Here is a 26,244-nt window from a genome sequence, read left to right as displayed (position 1 = left end):
AACCTACTTCCTTTCCTTGGAACCTTCCAATTCTAATAATTTCTCTTTTATATCAAGTCCTCCTGCATATCCAGTTAGACTTCCATTCGCACCAATCACCCGATGGCATGGTATCATACACATAATAGGATTATTATGGTTTGCCATTCCAACCGCTCGAGATGCTTTTGGATTACCAATCATTTCTGCAATCTGCTTATAAGTCCGGGTCTCACCGTAAGGGATTGACCTTAGAGCTTCCCATACCTTCAGTTGAAATATGGTACCTTGTGGGTGAAGCGGTATCGTAAACTCTTTTCTTGTGCCTTCAAGATATTGCATTAACTGAGATGCTGCATTTTTAATATTATCAGTCTCTCGTAATTTATACTCTAAAGTATCTTTCACGTTCTCTGTATCACCGACAAGAGATACTTGTGTGATACCTGCACCGTCCTCTGTAATTCTTATCTTCCCTATCTTGGTATTATAATAAAATGTACAATTCAACCAAACCACCTCCTCTTCTTATTCATATGAGTGAATGACCAGCTTCTTACTTGTCTTTTTAATAAATCTTGCTTACTATGTATTTATCATATACTTTTATAACTACTTGTTTTATCAGCAAAAAGAATACCACTCTCCAGCAATCGAATGCCATATAAGTAGTATTCTCCTTCATTCTGATTTATGCTCTCTTACATCTACCTAAATTATATACAGCAAAACAAGATAGCATTACGTAATTATAAGTTTATTCATTGATATCTAATGCACCTTTTTATGAAACAATCAAATGGTTGATTACATGTTAAATATACCAACAAACATATAATATGTCAAACGTTTTCAACCTTTCCCAAGATGTACATTTCAACTTATTCTTCAACTAAAATTTTATGCTGTACAATAGCTTAACCATATATGGCCCCTTGAAATTATAGGTTAACCAACCCAAATAAATAATATTATTTATATACCTTTACCCTATCTTCCAACGGTAAAAAATCCTTATCTTCCGGTGCGGCTATCGGTTTCCCAAAAGGCATCTGTGCCAGTAATTTCCAATGCTTAGGCAGGTTCCATTCATTTTTTACCTGTTCATCAATAAGTGGATTATAATGCTGTAAGGAAGCTCCTAATCCCTCTTCCTCCAAGGAGGCCCATATTACGTACTGAAGCATACCGGAGGATTGTAGTGACCATATAGGAAAGTTATCCTTATAGAGTTCAAACTGCTTTTGTAATCCTTCCACAACTTCCTGATCTTCAAAAAACATCACAGTTCCATAGCCGTTTTTAAAGGAATCAATCTTTTTATCCGTTTGATCAAAACTGCCCTCGGGAACAATTTTACGCAAAGCTTCCCTAGTAATCTCCCATAATTTATCATGTTGATCTCCGATAAGAAGAACAACTCTGGCACTTTGGGAATTAAATGAGGAGGGTACATATTTTACAGCATGTTCTACAATATGCCTTATCTCTTCGTCCGAAATAGGGGATGCTTTCGCGATGGCATAGATTGACCTTCTATTTTCAATTATCTGTTTAAAATTGTTATTCATAAAACACACCTTCCTTTCTTTTTATACAAACTTGTTTTATTCGCTTCTAACCTTCTGTTATCCTCTATAGCCTCACTGCTATAACCGTATTTGATAAGCTATATCGTAAGAATATGTCTTAAAGAATAAATTCCGGAAATCAGATATAATATATTCCTAGGTTTAATTATCTAAAACTATATTCTAATATTTATATTGTTTACAATTTAATTTAATACTATTTATTTGCATTTGTCAATAGATTTTATTGACGAAATTATAAAAATTGTATAAAATCTAATTGAAGTCAATATATCTTTCATATAAAGATAATAAGAAAGGAATCTTGAATATGAAGAATCAAAATCATGCTAACAAAAAAGTTACAGAAAATGTTCAAAAAATCTCTGAATATGATATCCTAAAGCTTGATAATCAACTGTGTTTTTCCTTATATGTTTGTTCAAAAGAAATCATCCGTAAATATAAACCTTTGTTAGATCCTTATGGATTAACTTATACCGGCTATATTATTCTGCTGGCTTTATGGGAAAAGGATGATATTACCGTAAAGGATTTGGGTAGAAAGTTATATTTAGATTCCGGCACATTAACACCTATGCTGAAAAAATTAGAGGCCCTTGACTTTATCAAGCGCACCAGAGGCTCTAAGGATGAGCGTACAGTTTATATAAAATTAACAAAAAAAGGATATGAATTTAAAGAAGAAGCAAAACATATTCCAGAAAAAATGGTGTGCTCCTTGGAATTGGATCCGAAACATGGGAAAGAGATGCTGGTATCTCTTCATAAAATGATGGATACCTTCAGTTCTACAGAATTAGGAGAATAAATAATTATGAAGAATGTGGCTAATTTAATTACTATAAGCAGAATTTTTATGTCCGTTATATTACTTTTTTTCCTCAATAATACAACCATATTCATACCGGTATACCTAATATGTGGTATCAGTGATTTTATTGATGGGTATATAGCCAGAAAAACAAATACTACGAGTAATTTGGGTGCCAGATTAGATTCTCTGGCTGATCTGCTTATGTTTATTGTACTATTACTTTATGTTTTTCTTCATATAGGAGAAGAAATTAGAAACTACCTACCATTTATAATTATTATAATTCTTATTCGCACGATAAATATCTTAATTGCATATGTTAAATTCCACGCCTTTGTTGTTTTACATACCTGGTGTAATAAAATAACCGGTATAAGTGTATTCCTGATACCCTTATTTATGAACAGAGTAAATAGAATATATTTATACATCGTATTTATTGTTGGCACTATATCTGCGTTGGAAGAAGGCTTACTACATTTGTTAACAAGTAAGCCTAATCTCAACCGAAGAAGTATCTTTTTTGATTAGTCATCTATTTTTTGTATTAATTAATATTTGAAATGTTAAATTCTATCTCTGTTGCCTATCCTCTCTTGTGTCGGATTATCTTAAAGATTCCTTTTATTCGATGTCCATTAAAGATATCCAAGATACCTTCCAACATCTGATCCGTGATAATGCCCCCTCCTGATGGGACCATGGAATGGAATGGCATCTCTAATACCATTGAAATCATCATAGCATAATTTTCCTTGGAACCAAAAGAATTCTTTTTCACCATTTTTTTAATTATGAAAATGAATAGCTTTCCAAACAAAGTATGCCTCACATCCATAAGCGTATGATCTAGATTGTACGGCCTTGTCGGTAGTAAATCACCGGGTATAAGCTCCTGCCCATACAGATGTTCAAATTCATTATCCGATAAGACCAGTTCTTCATTCTTAAGACTATAATAGCTTGGTAATTTTTCCCTGTAATCCGGTTGTTTGACTTTTGGACTTATTAAATTAACCGTTTTCTGCAAATGGCAATCTGTTAAAGAAGAGCAAATCATAATCTTATACTCTCCGCTATCACAGTACCAGTCATGAATTGCAGTATTATAATATGCGAATTCATGAGTATCTAAGGTAATTTCGATCTGTTTTTTCTCACCGGGCTTAAGAGAGATTTTATTGAAAGCTCTAAGCTCCTTCACTGGCATAAAAACCTTCTTATTTTTATGAGCTACAAATACAAATGCCACTTCTTTTGCTTCCCATGAACCGGTATTGGTAATATCAAAGGAAAGGATAAGTTTGTCCCCATAGTGATATTCGTCTTGATTAATCTCTAGATTAGAATAATGGAAAGTGGTGTAGGATAATCCATGTCCAAACGGATATAAAACCGGTTTTTGAGCAGCTTCATAATAACGATAACCTACATAAACGCTTTCCCTATATTCTACGGTAGTTCTTCCACCGGGAAAATTATGATAAGCCGGAGTATCCGATAACTCTAAAGGCCAAGTTTCCGCCAGTTTACCACAGGGAACCGCTTTTCCCATCAATAGATCGGCAATTGCCTTTCCGTTACCCTCTCCCCCAAGATAGGATACCAGAATACCTTTTACTTTACTTACCCAAGGAAGCCTGGTTGGCGCTCCTCCTGAGAGTATTACCACAATATTCGGGTTTATGGAAGCCACTGCCTCAATTAGCCGATTCTGATTTTCAGGAAGGTCCATAGTTTCTCTGTCAAACCCTTCTGATTCATAACCTTCCGTAAGTCCCGCAAAAAAGTAGACAATATCCTTACCCTTACATATTCTTATGGCTTCCTTTTTTAGAGCTTCTTCTTTGGTAGAATCCTTCTTGCCAACGCTGTTTGCCAGATATCCCTGTGCATATTCCATAGTACCATATTCCTTCAATGCTTCCCAAGGCATATCCAGTTGATAGGGATGTATCTTTGAGCTGCCTGCTCCCTGATATCTGGGTTCCTTCGCCAAAGCTCCGATGACCACTGCCTTTTGTTCTGGATTACCCGGGAGGATGTCATCCTCATTCTTTAGTAAAACCGCTGATTCTGTTGCAGCCCGGATTGCCAATTGATGATGTGTATCCATATCACAGGTAAACCCTTCCTTTTTATTATCCGAGGCTTTTAAGATTAGTTCTGTTACTTTACAGGCTGTACGGTCTAAATATTCTTCCGGTAATGTTTTTTTCCTAACTGCTTCAATTATTTTCTTATCATTATATCCATTGCTTCCGGGCATTTCGATATCTAAACCGGCTGCCAAACCTAATACCCGGTCATTGACAGCACCCCAGTCGGATACAACCACTCCTTCATATCCCCATTCCTCTCTTAAGATATCGGTTAGCAGATATGTATTTTCACTGCAATAGGTTCCATTCAATTGATTATAAGCACACATTACAGTCCAGGGTTTACCCTTTTTTACGGCAATTTCAAAGGCTTTTAAGTAAGTTTCCCGCAAAGCCCTTTCATCCACGATAGCACTTACAGTCATACGTCGTTTTTCCTGGTTATTCACGGCAAAATGCTTTAGGGATGTCCCTACTCCTTGACTTTGTACTCCTGATATCATAGCCGCAGCCATCTCACCTGAAACATAAGGATCTTCACTGAAATACTCAAAATTTCGTCCACATAAAGGGCTTCTCTTTTGATTGACTCCCGGCCCTAACAGAACGGACACTCCTTCCTTTTGGCATTCCTCACCCAAAGCGATACCGATCTCATAAGCTAAATCTCTGTCAAAGCTACAGGCTAGGGCGCTGGCTGTCGGAAAGCATACAGCAGGTACACTATCACTAAATGCAAGATTATCCTGATAGGATATTTCTTTTCTAAGCCCGTGGGGTCCGTCACACATCATTATAGAACAAACTCCCAGTCGCTCTACGGACTTTAAGTACCACCTGTCTTCCCCTGAACAAAGTCCGGCTTTTTCTTCCAGCGTCATCTGCTTCACCAGATCACTTGCTTCCATCCTTCTACTGTCCTTCTTTTGATTTATTTCCCCATAAGATTTGTCCGACATCATACCCTCCTAAAGAATTCTCGCGTAATTTTTATTACTCTGTATTCGAAAGCTGTCTTTCTATCTTCTTTTGTCATACTATCTATCTCATACTATCTTTTTTTATCTATCTTTCTTATATTTATACTTGTACTTTCTTTCATGTACTCTCTTATTGGTAATCTCTTACTTGTTCTTCCTTACTTGTACACTCTTACATATTCTTTCTCACAGGCAATCTGTTATTTATTTTCTTTCGCTGGCTCTCTTACTTATACTCATTTCTATTCCTTTTCTGTTCTTATGATAGCTTACGATATAAAGTCGCCTCATAGGGTCTTAAACAGTCTGTTTTATCCGAATAATTGGATATCACCGATTTATAATCTTCTCCATACTTATCCCTTTTAATTGTTCTATTGCTTAAGTTACATTCGACCAGATAAGTTTCTTCTCCTGATTTTCTTAGGTAGGTAAACAGATTTTTCTTCTTTCTGTTTAAAACTTCAAACTCACCGTATACCAATGCTTTGGTATTCTTTCGTAATCGAATTAACTCCCGGTAGAAATTCAGTACAGATAATCTATCCTCGGTCTGTTTCTTCACATTCCATTCTTTAAAATCCTCATCCATATAGATCCAAGGATGACCCTTCGTAAAACCTGCCCCCTTAGAAGCATCCCATTGCATAGGGGTTCTTGCATGATCCCTGCTGCCACTTAATACCTTGTGAAATGCAGCCTCTTTCCCTAAAGTACCTTCTAATTCATGATATAGATTGATACTTTCCACATCTTTTAAGTCTTCAACCCTGTGAAACTCTTGATTGACAGCCCCAATCTCCTGACCCTGAAAGATAAAAGGAGTTCCCTTTAAGGTCAATAATATCATAGCTAAAAGCTTCCCTATAACCTCTCTGTAAGCAGGATCCGGATTAACTTTCGATATCATTCTCGGATTATCGTGGTTTTCATAGAATAAGGACATCCAACAACTGCTGCCGTAATGCTCCATCCAATCTATCATATATTTCTTCAGATAATTAAGATCATATTGATAATCCTCGAATCTTACATGTCCCGGAGTTTCAAGATGATCAAAGGAAAAGATCATATCCAGCTCTTTTCGGTAATCAGCCGTTAACAACTGTGCCATCCGCATTCCGACCCCCGGTGTCTCTCCAACCGTAAATGCTTGGTAGGGTGCAAAGGCTTCCCTCTTTAATTCCTTTAAATAAGTATGAAGCTTCGGACCATAAAAATAATGTTCTATCCCATAATAGCCCATTAACTTCCCTACTGCTTCGTTTCCATCAGGCAGGCCTTCTTTTTTTGAGATATAATTAATTACATCCAGACGAAAGCCATCCACACCTTTTTTTAACCACCACTGAATCATCTGATAAATCTCACTTCTTAAATTCTCATTGTCCCAATTGAGATCCATCTGTTTTTTTGAAAACAGGTGTAATGCCCATAAATCCTGTTGTTTATAATAATTCCAGGCAGGGCCGCTAAAGAATGATGTCCAGTTATTTGGCGGGAGATTGTCATTCTTCGATTTACGAAACAGGTAATAATCTTTATATTTTGAATTTTCATTTTCTACAGCATCCTGAAACCAGGGATGCTCATCCGAGGTATGGTTAATAACCAAATCCATAATCAGCTTCATATCCCTGTTATGGACTTCCAAAAGTAACCGGTCAAAATCCTCTAAGCTACCAAACTCCTTCATGATTTTATAATAATCCCTTATGTCATATCCATTATCATCATTGGGAGAATCATAAATCGGAGATAGCCATATAGCATCAATGCCTAGCTCCTTTAGATAATCCAACTTCCTTCTAATTCCCTCAAGGTCTCCAATTCCATCCCCATTCGAATCGTAAAAGCTTCTCGGATAAATCTGATAAAAAACAGCTTCTTTCCACCAGGAAGGTGCGGTTTGCCCTGTATCTGTCTTAGGTATATCCTTCTCACTGTTTAACAGCTCAAGCAGTGTACTAACAAATCCGTCACCAAAGGTTTTTTTCGTCAATTTTGAGACTGTTTTCAGCTTCATATTACCGATGACGGGATTTGTAATGAAACCTTCCCTAATATTCATCTGTAACAGAAGCTTATGGAGAATATCATATCCGATCGGGTTATTGTAAACCTCTTTTACTTTACTGTTCCTATTCAGCTTATATTCCATAGAAGCCTCCTCCACCGGGTAAAAAATCATATATCAGACTAAACATCCACAATCATTTGTTCCTTTAAGGTTTAAATCCACAAACATGGTTAAAATAACTAAGAAAAGATAATCTCTCTGTATTAACATCTCCTTCTTTTATCAATCGTATATATTAATAAAACAAAAATAATGGAGGTTTTCCGATGGAGAATACAAAAATGAACTTCTTTCAGCAGATACATCATGCCATAACAAAACCCAGAGAATATTATAAGCTTACCAAAGTAAGCGGTGCCAGACTTACAGGTTTTGTATTTTTATTCGTGGCACTCACTACAATTATCGGTCTCATAATACCTATGTATATTGAAATCCTCGGCCCAAACGGTTTTGTTAATGTACTTGACCAAGAATTACCCGAATTCCAAATGAAGGATGGAAGACTTTATGTCAGTGAACGATATGAGACTGTTGATGATGGCACTTATATCTTAGTTGATACTGATGTTGAAGCTTTTGAACTAATAGATGTTAGTGATAACTATGATCAGGCTATCTTAATTAGTAAATCCAACATCATTAGCAAACAATTAAACGGCCGAATACAGAGCTTTAATTTCAGTCAGTTATATGGTTTTGACTTCGACGACACCATCCTTCAGACTGCCAAACCCTTTCTATTTGTCCTACTTATGATTGGCTCTGTTCTCATCTACTTATTTATGGTTGGGGCTTATTACTTTCGAAGCCTTTTATACTCCATATTCGGTATGTTGGTAGCTACAATCAGTAAAACAAATCTGCCCTTTAAAACGGTTTTTCGAACCGCCGTATATAGTAAAGTTACGATACACCTTTTATATACCGTTATAGATCTTTTTCTTCCCCTTGTCCCAGACAGTTTAAAAAACCTGCTTGCCCTAGCTATAACCAGCATTTATATCGTCTATGGAATATTATCTCATAAATCAGAGGAAGCTGCCTCCTGGAACAGGATGATATCTTCCCACAGTAACTCCTACCACGATAATGAAAGCTCAAATAGTCAGTACGATACGCAATCCACAAGTTATGATAATAGCAGATACAATAACTTAAACAGCAGTAGTAACTATGTACCAAAACAGATACCTGAGCCCAATCAGAACACAGACCCAAACCACTATTCCTCTGATCAGGAGATTAGCGATACCCCCTACAACAATGCGAAGATCGAGAATAATAAGACTAAAAACGAGAATAAAAACAAGTAATTTACAATGAAAGAAGGATTGTAATTCATTCTAGTAATCAAAAACAATAAAACCTGCGCTATTCACTCGTTTCCTTTAATCCAAGCTTAGCCTGATTATGCTCCATCATGAGCGCAACATCCTTCTCATTTAATTTATACACATACATGATTAAAATCATAATTGCATATCCAATAATCGGTACCAGGCTCATAATAATCCAGATACCTTCAAGCGTATCTGCAGATTGTATAGGAGCCTGTTTTACGTACCCAAATAAACCTAAGAGAGATAAGCTTAAAGTAGCGCTTATTGCACCCCCCAGTTTCGTAATAAAGGTCTGTATGGAAAATGCGATTCCTTCTGTTCTTTCTCCATTGATATAAGCTCCATACTCAATACAGTCTGCCGTAAACATACCATAAATCAATAGCGGTATTTGCATAAAGGTAACTCTTACAGCCGCAATACCAAGGAATACAGCAAGATTTTCGTAGCCAGCAAAATATTGGATAACGGACAGTATAATCATGGCCGCTGAAGAATAAATCGTCAGCTTCTTCTTGCCAAAAGCTTTTATCATTGTAGGTAAGAACGGTGCTACAATAATGACCGGTATAATCACGACAGCCATAATAACAGTAACTAAGGTCTCATCACCGAGGTTTGAGTTAGCAAAATAAACAGCCATGGTCTGCAGAGTATTAGTAGCACTAATCGCAAGATATCCAATATAATAAAGCAATAAATATTTATTCTTAAATAAAAAACGAAAAATCTTTTGAAAAGTAATATCCGAGCTTCGATGATATTTCACTCTTTCCTTTGCATGAAATTGCATCGGGAACATCACTAAAAATGCAACGACACAGTAAACACCTGCCGTTAAAGTCCATCCAGCCTTAACCTTGATACTCATAAATGCAGCACTTAAGATTGCCGCCAGAGCAGCAGCCAGCCTTCCATGCGATATCAACGTATCCCGTTCATATGCATGCCTGCTCATTACCGTTGCCAGAGAAAATAAAGGTGAATCAGAAACCGTGTAAACCATTCCAAAAATGATATATGTAATATAGGCATAGATAAGCTTCACATTATATGCAGCATCTATGTTTATAAAGACAAAAAACATGGATAAAGGAAGAATATAAGTGACAAATCGAAGCCAAGGAAGATATTTTTCTTTCTTAAAATTCACCTTGTCAACAATCGCTCCCATAATCGGATCATTAAAAGCATCCCAGAGCTTAGCAATCAAGAGCATTGTGGTAGTATGACCTAAGGAAAGCCCAACATACTCCGTATAGAAATACATCAAAAATTGAAACTGTATTACATAGATAATATTCTGCCCCAGAAAAAAACCTCCATAAGACATGCGCTCCAATCTAGTAGTCTGAAAGCTATTCTTCCCCATAACCTTCCACCCTTTCCGGTAGGGCCTCTGCTCTACCATCAAAATAATTAACAACAAATTGAAATGATATTTTGTTGCCATCCTTATAGAGACGGTACCATCTCCATTGATGGTGCGAATTCGGTATCAACTTCTACTAGTATACCGTAAATTGACAAAATATTCAATCTTTTATCCCTGTTTTTCAGTTAATTAATTTAGAAAAATATAATATTGTTCAAAGACTCCTTTTCTGACTTACTTATCATATGTACCACAGAATTTTAGCAGAAAATAAGCATTTTAATCCTAGCTATATCTATTGAATAATCAAATAAAATTCTGTAAAATATTTAAAAGTAATCCTATAAATCAATTATCTTATTGAGTTATTAGTACTAAAAAATGATTTAAAGGCAAATCTGTGCTGCTATTTATATTCGTCGTTTGGCACTGGAATGGAGTATACTTATGAAACTAAGCGCTACGGAAAAGAAAGAGTTTATTCATTATATTACTGAACTTCTTCAAAATGAGCAAATTCATAAAATGAAGAAGTATATTCAGCATGGAAATACGACCACCTATACGCATTGTCTTGTTATCGCTTATTACAGCTACTGGCTTTCCTTACGGATACCACTTCATTTTGATACAAAAAGCCTAACCAGAGGAGCTATGCTCCATGACTTTTACCTCTACGATTGGCATATGCCAAATCAAGCTCATAAACTTCACGGCTTTTATCATGCCGGCATAGCCCTACACAATGCAAAAAAGCATTATGATATCAATCCCACCGAAGCAGATATCATAAGCTCCCATATGTGGCCCCTTACCCTAACCAGGTGTCCTAGGACTCGGGAGTCCGTTATTGTATGCCTTATGGATAAAATCTGTTCCTTGGCAGAGACCTTTCATATCTCTATGCTCCCAAAGGATTATACTTTCATAGAAGGTAAGCTTCTCCCTAACGATTACGCCTGATGTCCGGCTGTTAATTAATATCAGTATATTCTGCTCTAAATGCACAATGTTAAAATATAACCAAAAAGACATGTTTAACTTAATGAACGCACCCTAATACGATTTGGGATGTTTTTTTAAGCTGTACATGTCTTATTTATGTGAATTTAATAATCGTTTTGTTTTGTATATACCTTTTATATGCATTTATTTTAATTAGATTAACATTAACTGCTTAGTCAAGCAGATGTAAATCCTCATCGAATCCCAGCATAAGGTTCATATTCTGGATTGCAGCACCGGAAGCTCCTTTGCCAAGATTATCAAGTCTAGTATAGATTACTATACTGCCCTTCGCATCATTTCCGAAGACAAAAACCTCAGCCTGATTGGTATGATTGCAAGCAGTTATGTCAAGTCCTCCATCGAAAAGACTGGTATCGTCCCCATAGGGCATCACCTTAACAAACTTCTCCTTGCAGTAATGTTCACTCATCAGTTCATGGATCTCCTTCACACTTAACCGCTTGTTAAGAAGCTTTGTGTGAATTGGAACTGAGACTGCCAAGCCCTGATATACATTATTCAATACCGGCAGAAAAATGGGACTTTCCTGGAGCCCTGTTCTCATGGTCATCTCAGGTAGATGCTTATGATTGAAGGTCAGGCTGTAGGGTCTTGGACCGGTGGTATAGGGATTAGCCTCTCCGTCCGCCTCATACTTTTCAATTAAAGCTTTACCACCACCACTATAACCGGTCAGGCTTTGGCAGCTTACCGGATAATTGGTAGGCATAATTCCATGGAAAATCAAAGGATATACAGATAGTGCGAAGGCTGTGGCATGACAGCCGGGATTACTAACCCTCTTCCCGTTTATCACAGCTTCCCTGTGTTCTTTTGATAATTCCGGTAGCCCATAAGCCCAGTCCTTGGATGTTCGATGAGCGGTACTGGCATCAATTATCTTCGTATTTGGATTGGTTACTAAGGACACCGCTTCCTTAGCAGCATCATCGGGTAAGCACAAGAATACAATATCGGCTTCATTTAAGCATCTTGCTCTTTCAGCCGGATCTCTTCTTTTCTCATAATCTATTGTAATCATATCCAGTTCACTGTATAAACTTAGTCTTTCATGAATTTTTAATCCTGTCGTTCCGGAAAGTCCATCAACAAATACTTTTTTTTTCATCCTACTGTCTCCTTATCCCTAGCATAAATAAAACATAATAATAATAGTAACAATACATGTATATAATAAAATATGTGAATTTGTATATTTATACATTGTTATTCATTAATATACAATTGTATTGCACAATTGTCAACCTGGATTTATATATTTATTAAATAAATTATTGAATAATCTCAATTAATAATAATGAACTACGTTTTAACTCTCTTAAGGTTCGATTATGCCATCTTATAAACTGCTTGTATCGAGTTCCTATTATGATGGATATCAAAGCAAAGAATATTACTAGCCAATGAAAATTATAGAACACAATATATGACATTAAACCGCTCAATCTTTTCCCTACTTCATAATCTTTTTTAGTAATTTAAGATGATTTTTATAGGGTGGATATCTTAAGGGAATATCAATCAAGTTCGATTTCTTTAACACGCTTTTCTTATGGGAGAAGGTATCAAAGCTGGCTTTTCCATGATAGCCTCCCATACCGCTTTCCCCAACACCACCAAAGGGCATATGAGAGGTAGCCAAATGAACTACCGTATCATTGATGCAGCCGCCACCGTAAGAGGTATGCTTAAGAACATACCTTTCATGCGTTTTATCATTCGTAAAGAAATAAAGTGCCAGTGGCTTAGGGTGTTTGTTAATTTCAACAACAACCTCCCGCAGATCCTCAAACTCAAGGATTGGGAGTATCGGTCCAAAAATTTCCTCACCCATAACAGCGCTATTCCAGTTAACCTGATCCAACATAGTAGGCTCAATCTGATGTGTCAGATCATTCCCTCTGCCACCAACAACAATATGACTGTCTTTTACTAACCCTAGGAGACGTCTATAGTGTTTCTCGTTAATAATCTTGGGATACTCCTTATTATTATGGGGCTCTTTGCCGTAAAATGAAGTAATATATTTTTTCATTCTGCTAACAAGTTCTTCTTTTATGCTTTTATGAACCAGCAGATAATCCGGTGCCACACAGGTCTGACCGGAATTTAAGTATTTGCCCCATACAATTCTTTTTGCCGCCAGTTCAAGATTAGCGGTTTCATCAACAATACATGGACTCTTACCCCCCAACTCCAGGCTGATCGGGGTTAGATGTTTTGCCGCTGCTTCCATCACTACCTTTCCTACTGCAACACTTCCGGTAAAAAAGATATAATCAAACCTCTCCTCAAGGAGATTTTGATTCGCTTCCCTGCCTCCTTGAATAACAGATACATAGGACGCCTCAAAAGCTTCCTTTAGAATTGTATCAATCACAGAAGAGACGTTAGGAGAATAGTTCGAGGGCTTTACCACAGCACAATTACCCGCTGCTATGGCACCGATTAAGGGTTCAATCGCCAACTGAAACGGATAATTCCAAGGAGCTATTATGAGTACGACTCCATAAGGCTCTGAATAGATTTTACTGGAGGAGATAAAATGAGCAATCGGCGTCCTGACTCTCTTGGGCTTAGCCCACCTGGAAAGCTTGTTTATCACAAAGCGAAGTTCATCATAAACCATCCCAATTTCCGTCATATACCCTTCAAAATCCGACTTATTCAGATCTTGTTTTAAGGCATTCAATATATCGGCTTCATGATTTCTAATCGCCTGATAAAGCTTTCGAAGCTGCATTTTTCGAAAGGATACTTCTCTGGTAACTCCTGATGCAAAATAATTTCTTTGATGCTCCAATATTGATTTGATATTATTCATATCCTTTTAACCTCCTTTATTACCCATTACAAACCACTTTTACCCATGTGACACTGACAGAACTATTATTTCATAAAACGAATCTGCGGTGATGCATTCCAAATAATCTTTAATTTACCCTAGCTGTTTCAACTCTATTAGATAAAACCTTGTTCTGTAGCTTCTTCGATTGTCCGAATTATTCCTTTATGTATTCATATATTATATAAAAGTCTTTCTTGCAAAAAACTTTAGGGACAGGATAAAGTGGATTCGCTTCCCGACATGCCCGGTCTACCATAACAGGAATATCCTTATCCTGTATGCCCTTAATCTTTGTGGGTATTCCCATTTGTTGATTCATTGACTTAATTTTCTCTATGAATTGTTTTGATTTCTCGTATGTACTATCTTTTTCTTTGCTAATTCCTATTAGATCTGCCAGTTCAGCCAGAGGTTTATGGACAGCTTCCCCATAATAGTCTAATACATATGGTAGGATCACAGCATTCGCCAAGCCATGGGGTATGTTATAAAAACCTCCCAAGGTATGGGCTATGGCATGAACATTTCCAACGTAGGCTCTGGTAAATGCCATCCCTGCATAGTAGGATGCTTTTAGCATATTCTCTCTTGCGTCTAAATCTTCTCCATTCGAATAGGCCTTCCATAGGTTATTAAAAATCAGTTTTATCGCTTCTTTACTGTATTCATAGGTTTCTTTTGTATTACTTCTACCGATATACGCTTCTACGGCGTGTGTCAGTGCATCCATACCGGTAGTGGCAGTCAGATGGGGTGGAAGCTTTATTGTTAGCAAAGGATCCAGTACGGCATAATGAGGTATGAGGGAAGTATCATTGACAGCGTATTTTTCATGGGTTTTGCTGTCGGTAATAACGGCCGCCAAGGTTGCCTCACTTCCTGTTCCTGCAGTGGTTGGAACCGCTATCAAAGGTGGCAGTGGCTTTCTAACTTTGAGTAAACCTTTCATTTTTTGAAGGGTTTTCTTAGGCCTAGCCACCCTTGCTCCAACCCCTTTGGCACAATCAATAGCAGTTCCACCTCCAAAGCCTAGAATAGAATCACATTTATTCTCATTATAAAGCATGAGTGCCTCTTCAATATTATCAATGGTAGGATTGGGAACTGTTTTATCGTAGATGGTATATTCAAGCTCTTCTGCTTCCATGCTGGATAATAAATCCTTCATTAATCCCAGATTCATGATACCTCGATCCGTTACAATTAAAATCTTATGTAATCCATTCTCCTTCATTCGTTTTGGCAATCTTTTCAGGCTGTTTTCACCCTCTAACAGTTGTGGTTTACGCCAAGGTAAAAATCCCGAGAAAGCTCTTAATATTAGCTGAAACAATCTACAATAAATCTTATACAACTCAATTCCCCCTTATAAATCATTAACCATATATTTGGTTCGATCTGTTTTCTATTTCTCTTCAATATAGATAAATCTGATTTCTGACTGGTAAATCCTTTTATATAAATTTATCATACCCTTAAGCTCCCGTCTGGTAATGAAGACATTCGTGATAGATTCCCATAAGAATACCCATCCTCCGATAAAAATTCCTTCTCTAATGACATTGAATACAATATGCTCAGTTTCACTTAAATAAAAGTATCCAAACGCAAGAAGAAGCAAGGAAAATGTAAAATAAAAGATCGTTTTTCCTCTTAAATTAATCCAATTACGCTTCTCTCTTGCAGCGGCATAGAGATAAAAATTTTCATAAGCTGACTTAACTGCTGCTTCCCGATTCGAATCCCGTTTACTCTCAGGCAGATATAAGGCTATAACTATATTATTCTTTCTTGGGATATCCTCAGCCGATGTAAGGATAAACTCATTAAATTCTTCATTAATAAAACGTTTCCTAAAAGGCACGGGATCCCACTGATCATAGATATCCGTATAATCATCGATACCTATTTCAATCAGATATGACTTGGAATCCTTCTCATACTTATATTGTTTTTGTATTAAGGATGAACGCTTTTTCTTCATGGAAGCCCCCTTATTCCTATATGTTTTCCATTATTATACCATATAATGTATCTGATATCCTATAAAAAAAGAAACAAGCTTTCTTTCAACTGAATTTATACAAGAGCAACTAATTTATGACATCATATTATTTTATCAGCGTTAAAGCTAATATATTCTGCATTTAAAAAACTCTAAAAAAAGAGTATTACAACTTATTATAATCAAAATTTGCAATACTCTTAGCTCTTAATATAGTTATCTTTCGATATGAGTAACTATATTTTTAATAATAGCTAAGTCATGATATTTATTTATTCTGCCCCACTTCTTCAGACCAAGGTCTTTTTCAAAGTTAATATATCGTATCCTCCAATTACCATTCTCAAATACATGGACGCTTTTAGGATTATAATAAATAATTGTAATTGGTTTCTTGTTAAACTTAGCAGACATTGTTTCTTCAAATTGTTTTACCTTATCCTCTGTGAATGGATTATAGAAATAAAAAATAGTCCCTTCCTGTGGCAGATTAGCTATGGCATCACCGGCTATGATCGTTATGTTTTTATACCTAGATAACTGATCTTTCGTACATTTAGCCACTCTTTCATCAAGCTCAAGTCCGACAATCTGATTTTTTAATCTCCTGCTTATCCAATAATTTATGACTCGGCCTTTACCACAACCCACATCAACTAATACATCGTTTCTTGCTACTGGTACGAAGCGGAAAATGATCGGCATGACGGAATACTTAGTATGGTATACATCATTCGCTCCCAGATGCTTATAGATCGTTTTGCAATTCCCCCGAAGCAGTTTTCTACTGATGCATAAGTCAATTAATATCTCATATATACATTCCCGTATACAATTTAGGCATACACAGATCAAATACTTTATTGTCATACATATGCCTTCTTCCTTAATTCTTATTCTTAATCTATCCTTAATACTCATCCTAAGAAAACTCCATTATCTCTTTTTAGTCCAGAGAAAGATAAAACAAATTAAGTGTGAAAACCTTCCTCATTATTCAGATATTTACAACAAAAATTATTATGTCTCATAATGAGTATTTTTATTCCATTAAATAAGACTATATCTCACTTAATCATAGCATCAAACAGCATTCTGAAGTAAAGTTTACTTGTAATAACAAAAAGCCTCTTCATTATGAAAAGGCTTTATCAATTCGTATTATAATTATCATAAATTTATCCCAGAGCAACATCTAAAAGCATCATTACAGAAAAACCCAGCATAGCTCCAATGGTTCCTGCATTGGAGTGGCTTTTTTCCTGTTGCGCTTCCGGAATTAATTCCTCTACCACAACATAAATCATTGCTCCGGCAGCAAAGGATAACGCATAGGGTAAGATCGGTCTCATAGTAATTACTGCTACTGCTCCAAGAACACCGGCGATCGGCTCTACGATACCGGAAGCCTGCCCATAGGCAAAGCTCTTTATTCTGGATAATCCTTCTCTTCGCAGTGGTACTGATACAGCTGCTCCCTCCGGGAAGTTTTGAAGGCCAATACCTAGAGCTAAAGCCACTGCTCCGGCTAAGGAAGCCGCTGGCAAATCAGCCGCTACCGCTCCGAAGGCAACACCAATTGCAAGACCCTCCGGAATGTTATGAAGGGTGATTGCCAGTACAAGAAGCACACTTCTTTTTAAACCAGTTTTAACCCCCTCCGGCTCTGCATTCTGTGGCATAAAATGCACGTGGGGCATTAATACGTCAACTAACCACAAGAATGCTCCCCCGGATAAAAATCCAATGACCGCTGGCAACCAGGCTATCATTCCCGCTTCCTCTGCCATACTGATTGCAGGTGCCAACAAGGACCAGAAACTAGCCGCAATCATAACTCCTGCGGCAAATCCAAGCATTCCATTTAAAACTTTTCTATTAATACTTTTAAACAAGAATACACATGAAGACCCTACTGCAGTAACAAACCATGTAAATAAGGTGGCTAATAACGCCTGTACCACTGGGTTCAAATTAATAAACCAATCCAAAAAAATTCCTCCTGATTTTTCATTACGTATTATAAATATGAACCACTTAGAATATGTTGCCTGTTTCTAACTTAGTTTCATTTATAAAATCCCTTTATGAAGGCTAACTAGATTTAGAGAGGTTATGTTTCTTGAATTGGTTGTGTATTGGTTTTTGTATTATATAAATTTGATTGGTCTTTCTATTAGTTTTATGCTGATTTTATATAGGTTTATATTGATTTATCTTGATTCTATTTTGATTCTATCTTGATTCTATTTTGATTCTATTTTGTATTTGGTGTAATTAACTTAGAACTAACTTCTGAATTATTGTATTTGTTTACGTATTTGTTTACGTATTTGTTGCATAAAATATTAACTCCTAAAAACGCTCAATAACCTCTTTATTCAGGCTCCTTACTATCTCACAGGCCAGTTTCACTCCACAATCATAATCATGATAAGAAGAGATACCATAGTGGGTATGGGCATATCTTACAGGTACACCGATTACGATGGTCGGTACCCCCTGATTTGACAGATGGATCGAAGCTCCGTTGGTGGAGCCGCCGGCCCTTACCGCCTCCTGCACAGGGATACCATGTTTTTCTGCTAAATCCAGTGCAAACCTTTGATATCTCGGATTCGTTATCATTCTGGAATCAATATGTCGCAGCATGGGGCCTTTTTTTATGGCTGTCTGTATCTCATACTCATTCACGCAGGTATCATCTGCCGGACAGCCCTCGAATACAATTGCAATATCAGGTTGAATTGTTCTTGAGGTTACTATGGACCCTCTTGTTCCCACTTCCTCCTGCGATGCAAATGCACCCACAATATCCACCTCTAAGTTTTCTCCTTCTAAAGCATGTAAGGTACTGATAACCATACCACATCCTAATCGGTTATCGAATGCTTTCCCTATCATGAGATCATGTTTGTCCTGATATTCAAAGTCAACGCAGGGAACAATGGGTTCACCTATTCTTATCTTATACTCCTTAATCGCTTCCTCCTTAGAGGTTGCCCCTACATCAACGGTAATCTGCTTAATATCCAAAGCTGACTTTTTCTCCTGCTCACTCATAAAATGTGGTGGTTTGCTGGCTACTATTCCGGGGATATATTCACCCTCTGCGTTCTTAACCCACACCTTATGGGCAGGAATATTGTTGGTAACCCAACCTCCGATGGGAATGATCTGCAGGGTTCCGTTCGGCTTAATTCCCTGTACCATGAAACCAACCTCATCGCTATGGGCATCCAACTGAACTATCGGACGATTGCCTATGTTATTCTTGTAATAAAGATAGAGATTACGAAGAGTATCCTCCTTAATCGTACCAAAACCTTCACAATAATTTCTTATTAACGCTACAACATCATCTTCAAAACCAGATATCCCCTTGGCATTGGATAATTCGGTAATCATCTTAATCGTGTTTAATTTATTCATTCTATAATATCCTTTCTTCTAAGATGTCTTTTTCTTTTTCTGTTGGAAATATAAATCATTCTATGTAACGTAATATTCATATATATTATCGTAAACTCATCTTTTATAATGAAATATAGATAAGGAATATCTAATTTAATGATTGTACAACGGCTTAATGATTTAGTGATTTACAATTTTGATATTTTAATTATTTAATTTTATTTAATAAGAAAAATTACTATATTTCTCAATCTTTTTCATGACCCGCTTCTTTTCACTTCCTTCAAGAGGGGTGGGTTGATAGTTGTTTCTTTCTTTTACTGAGGAAATTGAGCAAGGGATAATCTCACTTTCTTCTGAATCTAAGATCCCATTTACAAAATTAAATTTATGGATATATACCATAGTATCTTTATCACTTGGATTTTTATTACCTCCGAAGGAAAAGTTACCGAGGCTATATACAATCTTCTTACCATTATAATCTTCGATTCCCTGGAGAACATGAGGATGTGCTCCCAAGACCAGATTTGCTCCGTTGTCTATTGTATAACGAGCCAGCTCCTTCTGTACATAGTTTGGATAGTAGTCCCGTTCAATTCCCCAATGAAACATTGCTATAACAATATCTGCTCCATCTTCCTTAAGTCCTTCAATCGCCTGCTTTATTTCTTTTTTCTGATTTTTACTTACTTCCCAACTAACATAACCAAGAAATCCAACTTTAATTCCTCGGATATCCTCAATGTATTTATGTTCATAGCCAAAATATCCGATACCTGCAGATTCTAAAGTCGTCAATGTATCCCGATACCCCTTATCGAGATAATCTCTGGTATGATTATTGGCGATACTGACGACTTCAATATCTCCTTCTTTTAATATCTCCACGTAAGATGGATCGGCTTTAAAACGAAACTTCTTATCGGCAGCTTTCTTAGATTTAGTTAAGGTTGTTTCAAGATTAACTACAGTGATATCGTCTGCTTCGAAGATATCCTTAACATTTCGAAAGAAATATCCATAATCCTTATTCTGTATCTTCAATTCATGATCAAAGCTTCTTTCATATCCGTAATTAGCATCTCTTCCCAGGGTTACATCCCCGGCTGCACTGATAATAATTGTATCAAAAACATCCTTGGTATCGTCCTTAGATATATCCTCAGCACCATTTTTAGATTCATTCATTCGTTCTTCGGACAAAGATGGAATTTCATTTTTATCCGTTGTATTCTCTGCCGCTGAAGTTTCAGTATCTGTGTTTTGTTCTGATTCCCCATCTTCTTTATTATCTGTATCTTCATAGACACCGGAAGCTTCATTCGCATTAGAATCTTTGTTGTTATTTACATCTTGGGTATGTTTGCCCGTATCATCCTCGGTAGAATTCGGTTCAGGATATTGAACATTATTCATCGCCTGTGAAGTAGTCTCATTTGTAAAGGATAAGGATACCTCCCCCTTTAATACCAATACTGTTAAAAGGACAGCGATAATTCCCAATTGTATGATTAAAACAGCGCCCATAGCACGTTTTTTCTTCTTTTTCACATTAACACCTCTTTAATATAATGATGATTCATTTATGATGATTTCATTATACCTTAGAAGATGACATTTTTCTATATTATTATATCTAATCATACACAAAATCCCTTTTACCGTAAATTTTCGCGGTGAAAGAGATAAAAAAAGGTCTGTTGCAAAATGAAATATGACTTATCCATTCTGCAACAGACCAATTATTTTACCATGCTGTATTGGTCCAAATTTTATTCTCTACATTTGGATCAACACCTTTTAATTCAAACAACTGACTCATCGTAACCAGTGCATATCCGTCATCTATTAATCCTTGTATAATTGCATCCAGTGCTTCTACTGTCTTATCATTTCCGGTAAAGTCATGAAGCAGTATGATGTCTCCGTCCTTAACTTTGCTTAAGATTCCTTCGGCTCTTTGTTCAGCTGAAACAGTTGCATCCCAGTCAGCAGAATTGATACCATTGATGAAGGGAAGATCAATATTCTCATACATTACATCACTGGTAGATATAAATGGAGGTCTGAAAAATACTGGAGTAACTCCAACCGTTTCATAAATCTTATCAGTGGTGCTTAGGATTTCTTCTTTGATTTTCTCAGGTTCCAGTTGTGCCATATTTAAATGTGTCCACGAATGATTCGCTATTTCACATCCAAGTTCTAACTGTCTCTCCATAACCGGAACTGTTTCATCACTTATGTTCTGTCCAATTAAGAAGAAAGTAGCTACGACCCCATACTTTTCTAACTTATCTAATACTAGCGGTGTTGTCTGAAGATTTGGACCATCATCAAAGGATAATGCCACCAGCTTTTTACCGGTATAATCAATCTCTTGTGCTACAGGAGCTTGCGTAGGAGTTGGAGTAGCCGGTAGCGGTGTTACTGTAGGTTTTGGTGTATTTTCCGCAGGTGTTTCGGTTGGTGTAACCGTATCCTTACTATCAGTTTCCACATCCTTCGAAGAGCAGGAAATTAAGAATGCTGATACAGCTACACAAGCTAATGCGAGTGTTAAAATTTTTTTCATAATAAGTCCCCTTTCAATTTACATAACAAAATACCTAATATGGTTATAAAGGAATAAGGTAAATCGATTGGTATCTTACATACGATATCCTTATGAAAACATTTTAGCAAACCGAATTATAATAATCAAATAATTATATAGTTATCAATATCATAGGTCTTAAATTATAACATCTGCAGTATAACTTAAATCCTTATAAAATTTGAATGTTTTGATCCCATCAAAATGCATAGTAATAAAATATTAGACATTCGCTTACTAAAAGTTAATCATGAAATAAATAAAAATCTGATATTCATATCATACTGTCTATAACAGATAAAAAGAATACAGCTTTCGATAAAATAATCGAGAGATAAAGTATATAAAAAGAAAGGAGGATATACCAAATGGCAAAAACAATTCTGGGTTTTGTGTTACATGATCGGGTTAAATCTGCCAGCAAAGTACAGGAGCTATTAACAAGGTATGGCTGTAAGATTAATACCCGCCTTGGATTACATGTGGCATCTGAAGATTCCTGCAGCAAGCAGGGACTTATTTTGCTGGAGTTTATAGATAATGCAGATAAAATAGCAGAGGACTTCGAGAAAGAATTGAAAGGTATAGCTGACGTGGACATTCAGAAAATGGTCTTTTAGTATTCGTTAGTTTTCTAAACGCTTGCCTTTCTCTATGTTTATTTTCTGTTTTTTATAGTATCACCATATTTTGCCATCGTCAATGCTTAATTGTATTCCTTACCGGAGCCGCAGACTGATGTTATAAAAATAAGCAGAAATATGAAACAAATTATGAAGTTACCGACAGACCTTTATCCAATTTCTATTTAATGTTACCAAAATATCTATCTGTGTTCAAAAAACCGTATGATATAAAAAATAATCCATATAATATTACAGATAGACGTTTTTTAGGAGGTATTATTATGTCTGATAATAAAATCACATCGAAGTCAAATAATGGAGTATATAAAAACACTATGGACCTCTCTCACGTATCAGCTCAATTTAAAAAAGGGTATAAAGGTGATATGACATCCAAAGAAGCCGGAAACATGGTAAAAGCAATGATTCAGGAACAAGAGAAAAAGCTGATGGAAAAATATAATAAGACCTTCTAGATTTATTTTATTTTTTAGAAAACTCATATGCCAGATTAAACAACTTAAAAAGATGTTCTTTATGTGTTTTTATATAGAATCTATGAAATCAGTTCATAAGAACGATAATCCTATGAAATGAAGGTTTAAAAACGCTATAATCATTGAAAACTCCTTGATTATAGCGTTTTTTTAACATTAATCAATCAACTGAGAATTCTTAGGTACCGTATGAAACGCCTTCTTAAAAGCCCTGTAGAAAGTAGAATAATTTTTGAAACCGCTTTGGTAACAGGCTTCCGTAATCGGAGTTTTGTTCTGAACCAAATTCTTTGCTATAAGCAAACGTTTTTCTGTAATATAATTTCCTATGGTATATCCCGTCTCTTCCTTAAAGAAATGCATCAGGTAATAACGGCTCAGATAAAAATGAGAAGCTATTCTATCTATGGTCAGCTCCTCCACAAGATGTTCATTGATATAATCGAGTATTTGAACCAGCTTAGCATTCCCAATCGTTGAATCCAGATAATTTATATGATTAGATATCGCTGTTCTGTTCAGTTGAATCATAAATTCTAAAAACAAAATCTTTTGATATAATTCCTTAGCGAATGCCTGATCTGAAAATGATTGCTCTAATTCAAGACATACCTGATAAAGCTTGCTTTTCTCAACGGAATGTATTCGTAATACATTCGAATGCTCTGACTTTGCTCTTTCAAAGCAATAGTTTAAATTATAATCCTGTTCGGAGTAATTTTTTAAGAACTGCGTTGAAACATAAATAATGATTCTTTCATATGTTGTATTATCAAGGATACTGGGTCTGTGAATCTCACCGGCATTTACAAGGATAATATCATAAGGTTTCAGCGTGTAATTTTTACCCTCAATTGTGTAATTTATATTACCGCTTATAAATATAATTATTTTGTTAAAATCATGGTAATGAAAAGCGAATTCTCTTCGCTGTCTGTCAATGATATGAAACATTTCAAAATCATTATTTAGATATCCAATCTTTTCAATGTCATTCATACGAACATCCCCGCAATCTGTATCCATGTCGCTTCTTACCTCACATTTATTATATAGCATTATATGCAACATTTAAAGCATTATATCTCTATATTTATTAAATAATGCTTCATATAATGATATTAGAAAGCAGAGTTAGGCTAGAAATTAAAGGAGGTTTTTATATGCTTACAGGTATTTTGTTACCAATCATAACTCCGTTCAAAGATAATAAGATTGATTATAAATCCTATAAACGCTTAATTGATCATTATGTTGACAAGGGTATCAGTGGAATTATACCCCTTGGTACTACCGGAGAAGTACCTACCATTAATGAATATGACTTTAGGGAAATAATAGAAAAAACAATGGAATTTACCGAGGATCGTTTACCTGTTTATGTGGGAGTAGGCGGTAATTTTACAGAAAAGATCGTAAAGAAAGTAAGACTGGTGGAAGATTATAATGTAAAAGGTATCTTGTCTGTATGCCCTTATTATAATAAGCCAAACCAAGAGGGAATTTACCAACATTTTAAGAATATATCCGAAAACACCAATTTAGATATCATCCTATATAATATTCCATATCGAACCGGAGTCAACATTGAGAATGAAACCATATATAAACTGGCAGAGCTTAAAAATATCGTAGGGTTAAAGGATGCCAGCGGTGATATCAAGCAAACCATGGCTTTACTTATGGACCCGCCAAAGGATTTCTCAATCCTTACGGGAGAAGATATCTTATTCTTTTCAACACTCGCTTTAGGAGGTCAGGGCGGTATACTTGCTTCCTCCCACTTAAAAACCGAGTTGTTTGTGGAAGTCTATCATAAAATGAAAGCGAATGATACACAAGGAGCATTAAAAATTTGGAAAGATCTTTATGAATTTATTCCTCTCTTATTCAAAGAACCCAATCCTGCACCCATCAAATACTGCTTAATGGAGCAGGGACTGATTGATTCGGCCGAAGTAAGGCTGCCCCTTACGCCAATCTCTACACAACTGGAAATTCAACTGGATAAAGTTGTTTTGGCCTATAATAAAAATAAACGACTACACATGGCTTAAGCTATAAAACGTTAGAGGGAGTTACATTAATTTGCCTGTAACTCCCTCTCCTATATAAGCCTATTAAGTAGTAAAATTATTTCTGATAAGTTAAAACATTGCTTTGTTAATGTGATGATTTATTCACATATAATTCAGATTAATTTTGCTCATGATCACCTGTCCTGTGATTGTCATAACTATCTTCCATATCATTATCTACATCATCTTCTGTATCATCTTCAGTATTATCTTCTTTATCCTCTGGTTTTATATGTTTATCAAAAACACCTCTTATCAGTATAGAATTAATGAAACAAGTAACAGATATACTAAAAAGCACGATAAAAGGGAAAAAATATGGAAAGTAGTAAAGAGCAACAAAAGGACCGATATTGATCATAAAAACCATAATACTTTTCGGTATGTTCGTAAATGCAAGTATGACTGAGTTTTTTATCGTATTCTTTAGTGTATTCTCAAAAAACACTAATAATGGAAATATATAAACGCTGACAAAGTAGATATTTACAACTATGATGATATTAAGAATACGAATTATATTTTCATACTTCATTTCCATCGCGTTCATTAATAAAAAATTAAAATAGAAAAATACCGCAAGAGCTACCATCACAATCCAGATTAAAGTAGCCTTTTTAAAGTTTGCCTTAAATCCTCTAAAAAAACCCTTAGTAACACTGTTTTCCTCATCCCTTACCATTTTTAGAGTGACATAGTAAGTGGCTGAGATAGACGCACCCATGGTAACAATGGGTATACTACAGACAGCAGACCAAATACCCAGAATTAATATATCAGATAAGCGTCCAAGGTGTTTCATAAAATTAGTGTCATAATTTAAAAATTTCATAGTTGTCTCCTGATGAACTATATAATAGTATCACAGTCCAAATTATCT

The 26,244-nt window shown here is 35.9% G+C and carries 23 protein-coding genes; 7 read left to right on the top strand and 16 right to left on the bottom strand.

Translation table 11 applies throughout. The annotated features are described in order from the left end of the window. Positions 1–3 precede the first annotated feature (3 nt). Together I5677_RS01265 and I5677_RS01260 are read right to left on the bottom strand one after the other, a co-directional pair. On the bottom strand, positions 4–489 hold the full coding sequence (locus I5677_RS01265; RefSeq protein ID WP_197659738.1) for a methylated-DNA--[protein]-cysteine S-methyltransferase: 486 nt from the start codon (positions 487–489) through the stop codon (positions 4–6). 461 nt (positions 490–950) lie between these two features. After that, on the bottom strand, positions 951–1,550 hold the full coding sequence (locus I5677_RS01260) for a nitroreductase family protein (protein ID WP_197659737.1): 600 nt from the start codon (positions 1,548–1,550) through the stop codon (positions 951–953). Positions 1,551–1,881: 331 nt separating this feature from the next. On the opposite strand from I5677_RS01260, the gene I5677_RS01255 reads away from it, so the two are divergent. Then, on the top strand, positions 1,882–2,382 hold the full coding sequence (locus I5677_RS01255; protein ID WP_197659736.1) for a MarR family winged helix-turn-helix transcriptional regulator: 501 nt from the start codon (positions 1,882–1,884) through the stop codon (positions 2,380–2,382). Between the two features lie 6 nt (positions 2,383–2,388). After that, positions 2,389–2,919, top strand: coding sequence for a CDP-alcohol phosphatidyltransferase family protein (locus tag I5677_RS01250; protein WP_197659735.1), 531 nt, complete (start codon positions 2,389–2,391; stop codon positions 2,917–2,919). 55 nt (positions 2,920–2,974) lie between these two features. On the opposite strand, the gene I5677_RS01245 is transcribed toward I5677_RS01250, so the two are convergent. Further along, on the bottom strand, positions 2,975–5,449 hold the full coding sequence (locus I5677_RS01245; RefSeq protein ID WP_197659734.1) for a glycoside hydrolase family 3 C-terminal domain-containing protein: 2,475 nt from the start codon (positions 5,447–5,449) through the stop codon (positions 2,975–2,977). A 280-nt stretch (positions 5,450–5,729) separates the two neighbouring features. Then, on the bottom strand, positions 5,730–7,661 hold the full coding sequence (locus tag I5677_RS01240; RefSeq protein ID WP_243456455.1) for an alpha-glucosidase: 1,932 nt from the start codon (positions 7,659–7,661) through the stop codon (positions 5,730–5,732). Between the two features lie 155 nt (positions 7,662–7,816). Between I5677_RS01240 and I5677_RS01235 the strand changes: the two genes are divergently transcribed. Next, positions 7,817–8,866, top strand: coding sequence for a DUF1189 domain-containing protein (locus I5677_RS01235; protein WP_197659733.1), 1,050 nt, complete (start codon positions 7,817–7,819; stop codon positions 8,864–8,866). A 58-nt stretch (positions 8,867–8,924) separates the two neighbouring features. Here the strand turns inward: I5677_RS01235 and I5677_RS01230 are convergent, their stop codons facing one another. Then, on the bottom strand, positions 8,925–10,265 hold the full coding sequence (locus I5677_RS01230) for a glycoside-pentoside-hexuronide (GPH):cation symporter (RefSeq protein ID WP_197659732.1): 1,341 nt from the start codon (positions 10,263–10,265) through the stop codon (positions 8,925–8,927). 450 nt (positions 10,266–10,715) lie between these two features. Between I5677_RS01230 and I5677_RS01225 the strand changes: the two genes are divergently transcribed. Continuing rightward, positions 10,716–11,231 carry an HD domain-containing protein gene (locus I5677_RS01225; RefSeq protein WP_197659731.1) on the top strand — a complete coding sequence of 172 codons (516 nt, stop codon included), beginning with the start codon at positions 10,716–10,718 and terminating at the stop codon, positions 11,229–11,231. A 214-nt stretch (positions 11,232–11,445) separates the two neighbouring features. On the opposite strand, the gene argC is transcribed toward I5677_RS01225, so the two are convergent. The 9 genes from argC to I5677_RS01180 all read right to left on the bottom strand — a co-directional run bounded on the left by argC (position 11,446) and on the right by I5677_RS01180 (position 22,142). Beyond that, positions 11,446–12,405 carry an N-acetyl-gamma-glutamyl-phosphate reductase gene (gene argC / locus I5677_RS01220; protein ID WP_197659730.1) on the bottom strand — a complete coding sequence of 320 codons (960 nt, stop codon included), beginning with the start codon at positions 12,403–12,405 and terminating at the stop codon, positions 11,446–11,448. Between the two features lie 345 nt (positions 12,406–12,750). Further along, positions 12,751–14,121, bottom strand: a complete 1,371-nt coding sequence (locus tag I5677_RS01215; RefSeq protein WP_197659729.1) for an aldehyde dehydrogenase — start codon at positions 14,119–14,121, stop codon at positions 12,751–12,753. 178 nt (positions 14,122–14,299) lie between these two features. Beyond that, positions 14,300–15,499, bottom strand: coding sequence for an iron-containing alcohol dehydrogenase (locus I5677_RS01210; protein WP_197659728.1), 1,200 nt, complete (start codon positions 15,497–15,499; stop codon positions 14,300–14,302). Positions 15,500–15,550: 51 nt separating this feature from the next. Then, entirely contained in the window at positions 15,551–16,129 is a 579-nt protein-coding gene (locus I5677_RS01205; RefSeq protein WP_197659727.1) for a hypothetical protein, read from the bottom strand. Between the two features lie 237 nt (positions 16,130–16,366). Continuing rightward, on the bottom strand, positions 16,367–17,071 hold the full coding sequence (locus I5677_RS01200; RefSeq protein ID WP_197659726.1) for an rRNA adenine N-6-methyltransferase family protein: 705 nt from the start codon (positions 17,069–17,071) through the stop codon (positions 16,367–16,369). 257 nt (positions 17,072–17,328) lie between these two features. After that, entirely contained in the window at positions 17,329–18,141 is an 813-nt protein-coding gene (locus I5677_RS01195; RefSeq protein ID WP_197659725.1) for a ZIP family metal transporter, read from the bottom strand. 364 nt (positions 18,142–18,505) lie between these two features. Continuing rightward, positions 18,506–19,582 (bottom strand): M42 family metallopeptidase, encoded by a 1,077-nt coding sequence (locus I5677_RS01190; protein ID WP_197659724.1) that lies wholly within the window; start codon positions 19,580–19,582, stop codon positions 18,506–18,508. 204 nt (positions 19,583–19,786) lie between these two features. Continuing rightward, positions 19,787–21,118, bottom strand: coding sequence for a CapA family protein (locus I5677_RS01185; RefSeq protein ID WP_197659723.1), 1,332 nt, complete (start codon positions 21,116–21,118; stop codon positions 19,787–19,789). 196 nt (positions 21,119–21,314) lie between these two features. Next, positions 21,315–22,142 (bottom strand): polysaccharide deacetylase family protein, encoded by an 828-nt coding sequence (locus I5677_RS01180; RefSeq protein WP_197659722.1) that lies wholly within the window; start codon positions 22,140–22,142, stop codon positions 21,315–21,317. Positions 22,143–22,531: 389 nt separating this feature from the next. On the opposite strand from I5677_RS01180, the gene I5677_RS01175 reads away from it, so the two are divergent. Both I5677_RS01175 and I5677_RS01170 read left to right on the top strand, forming a co-directional pair. Further along, a complete protein-coding gene (locus I5677_RS01175; RefSeq protein ID WP_197659721.1) occupies positions 22,532–22,783 on the top strand; it encodes a hypothetical protein in 252 nt (83 codons plus the stop codon). Positions 22,784–23,070: 287 nt separating this feature from the next. Then, positions 23,071–23,265 (top strand): small, acid-soluble spore protein, alpha/beta type, encoded by a 195-nt coding sequence (locus tag I5677_RS01170; RefSeq protein WP_197659720.1) that lies wholly within the window; start codon positions 23,071–23,073, stop codon positions 23,263–23,265. Positions 23,266–23,442: 177 nt separating this feature from the next. Here the strand turns inward: I5677_RS01170 and I5677_RS01165 are convergent, their stop codons facing one another. Next, positions 23,443–24,312, bottom strand: a complete 870-nt coding sequence (locus I5677_RS01165) for an AraC family transcriptional regulator (RefSeq protein ID WP_243456454.1) — start codon at positions 24,310–24,312, stop codon at positions 23,443–23,445. A gap of 137 nt (positions 24,313–24,449) precedes the next feature. On the opposite strand from I5677_RS01165, the gene dapA reads away from it, so the two are divergent. Next, complete coding sequence (dapA, locus tag I5677_RS01160; RefSeq protein ID WP_197659719.1) at positions 24,450–25,343, top strand: 4-hydroxy-tetrahydrodipicolinate synthase; 894 nt, start codon at positions 24,450–24,452, stop codon at positions 25,341–25,343. 139 nt (positions 25,344–25,482) lie between these two features. Here dapA and I5677_RS01155 read toward each other — a convergent pair whose 3' ends face one another. Further along, positions 25,483–26,196: a YesL family protein gene (locus tag I5677_RS01155; RefSeq protein ID WP_197659718.1), complete on the bottom strand. Its 714-nt coding sequence runs from the start codon at positions 26,194–26,196 to the stop codon at positions 25,483–25,485. Between the last annotated feature and the right edge of the window lie 48 nt (positions 26,197–26,244).

It is taken from the genome of Mobilitalea sibirica (assembly GCF_015999265.1).
Taxonomy (GTDB): Bacteria; Bacillota; Clostridia; order Lachnospirales; family Lachnospiraceae; genus Mobilitalea; species Mobilitalea sibirica.
Note: the sequence above shows the minus strand (reverse complement) of the source record. Positions and strands in the feature narration are given on the sequence as shown.

Coding starts and splice junctions, on each gene's coding strand:
- I5677_RS01255 (WP_197659736.1), top strand. CDS start 1,882: ATGAAGAATCAAAATCATGCTAACAAAAAAGTTACAGAAAATGTTCAA.
- I5677_RS01190 (WP_197659724.1), bottom strand. CDS start 19,582: ATGAATAAATTAAACACGATTAAGATGATTACCGAATTATCCAATGCC.
- I5677_RS01240 (WP_243456455.1), bottom strand. CDS start 7,661: ATGATTTTTTACCCGGTGGAGGAGGCTTCTATGGAATATAAGCTGAAT.
- I5677_RS01165 (WP_243456454.1), bottom strand. CDS start 24,312: ATGGATACAGATTGCGGGGATGTTCGTATGAATGACATTGAAAAGATT.
- I5677_RS01205 (WP_197659727.1), bottom strand. CDS start 16,129: ATGAAGAAAAAGCGTTCATCCTTAATACAAAAACAATATAAGTATGAG.
- I5677_RS01260 (WP_197659737.1), bottom strand. CDS start 1,550: ATGAATAACAATTTTAAACAGATAATTGAAAATAGAAGGTCAATCTAT.
- argC (WP_197659730.1), bottom strand. CDS start 12,405: ATGAAAAAAAAAGTATTTGTTGATGGACTTTCCGGAACGACAGGATTA.
- I5677_RS01180 (WP_197659722.1), bottom strand. CDS start 22,142: ATGAAAAAAATTTTAACACTCGCATTAGCTTGTGTAGCTGTATCAGCA.
- I5677_RS01235 (WP_197659733.1), top strand. CDS start 7,817: ATGGAGAATACAAAAATGAACTTCTTTCAGCAGATACATCATGCCATA.
- I5677_RS01175 (WP_197659721.1), top strand. CDS start 22,532: ATGGCAAAAACAATTCTGGGTTTTGTGTTACATGATCGGGTTAAATCT.
- I5677_RS01200 (WP_197659726.1), bottom strand. CDS start 17,071: ATGAGTATTAAGGATAGATTAAGAATAAGAATTAAGGAAGAAGGCATA.
- I5677_RS01225 (WP_197659731.1), top strand. CDS start 10,716: ATGAAACTAAGCGCTACGGAAAAGAAAGAGTTTATTCATTATATTACT.
- I5677_RS01215 (WP_197659729.1), bottom strand. CDS start 14,121: ATGAATAATATCAAATCAATATTGGAGCATCAAAGAAATTATTTTGCA.
- I5677_RS01170 (WP_197659720.1), top strand. CDS start 23,071: ATGTCTGATAATAAAATCACATCGAAGTCAAATAATGGAGTATATAAA.
- dapA (WP_197659719.1), top strand. CDS start 24,450: ATGCTTACAGGTATTTTGTTACCAATCATAACTCCGTTCAAAGATAAT.
- I5677_RS01155 (WP_197659718.1), bottom strand. CDS start 26,196: ATGAAATTTTTAAATTATGACACTAATTTTATGAAACACCTTGGACGC.
- I5677_RS01245 (WP_197659734.1), bottom strand. CDS start 5,449: ATGTCGGACAAATCTTATGGGGAAATAAATCAAAAGAAGGACAGTAGA.
- I5677_RS01230 (WP_197659732.1), bottom strand. CDS start 10,265: ATGGGGAAGAATAGCTTTCAGACTACTAGATTGGAGCGCATGTCTTAT.
- I5677_RS01250 (WP_197659735.1), top strand. CDS start 2,389: ATGAAGAATGTGGCTAATTTAATTACTATAAGCAGAATTTTTATGTCC.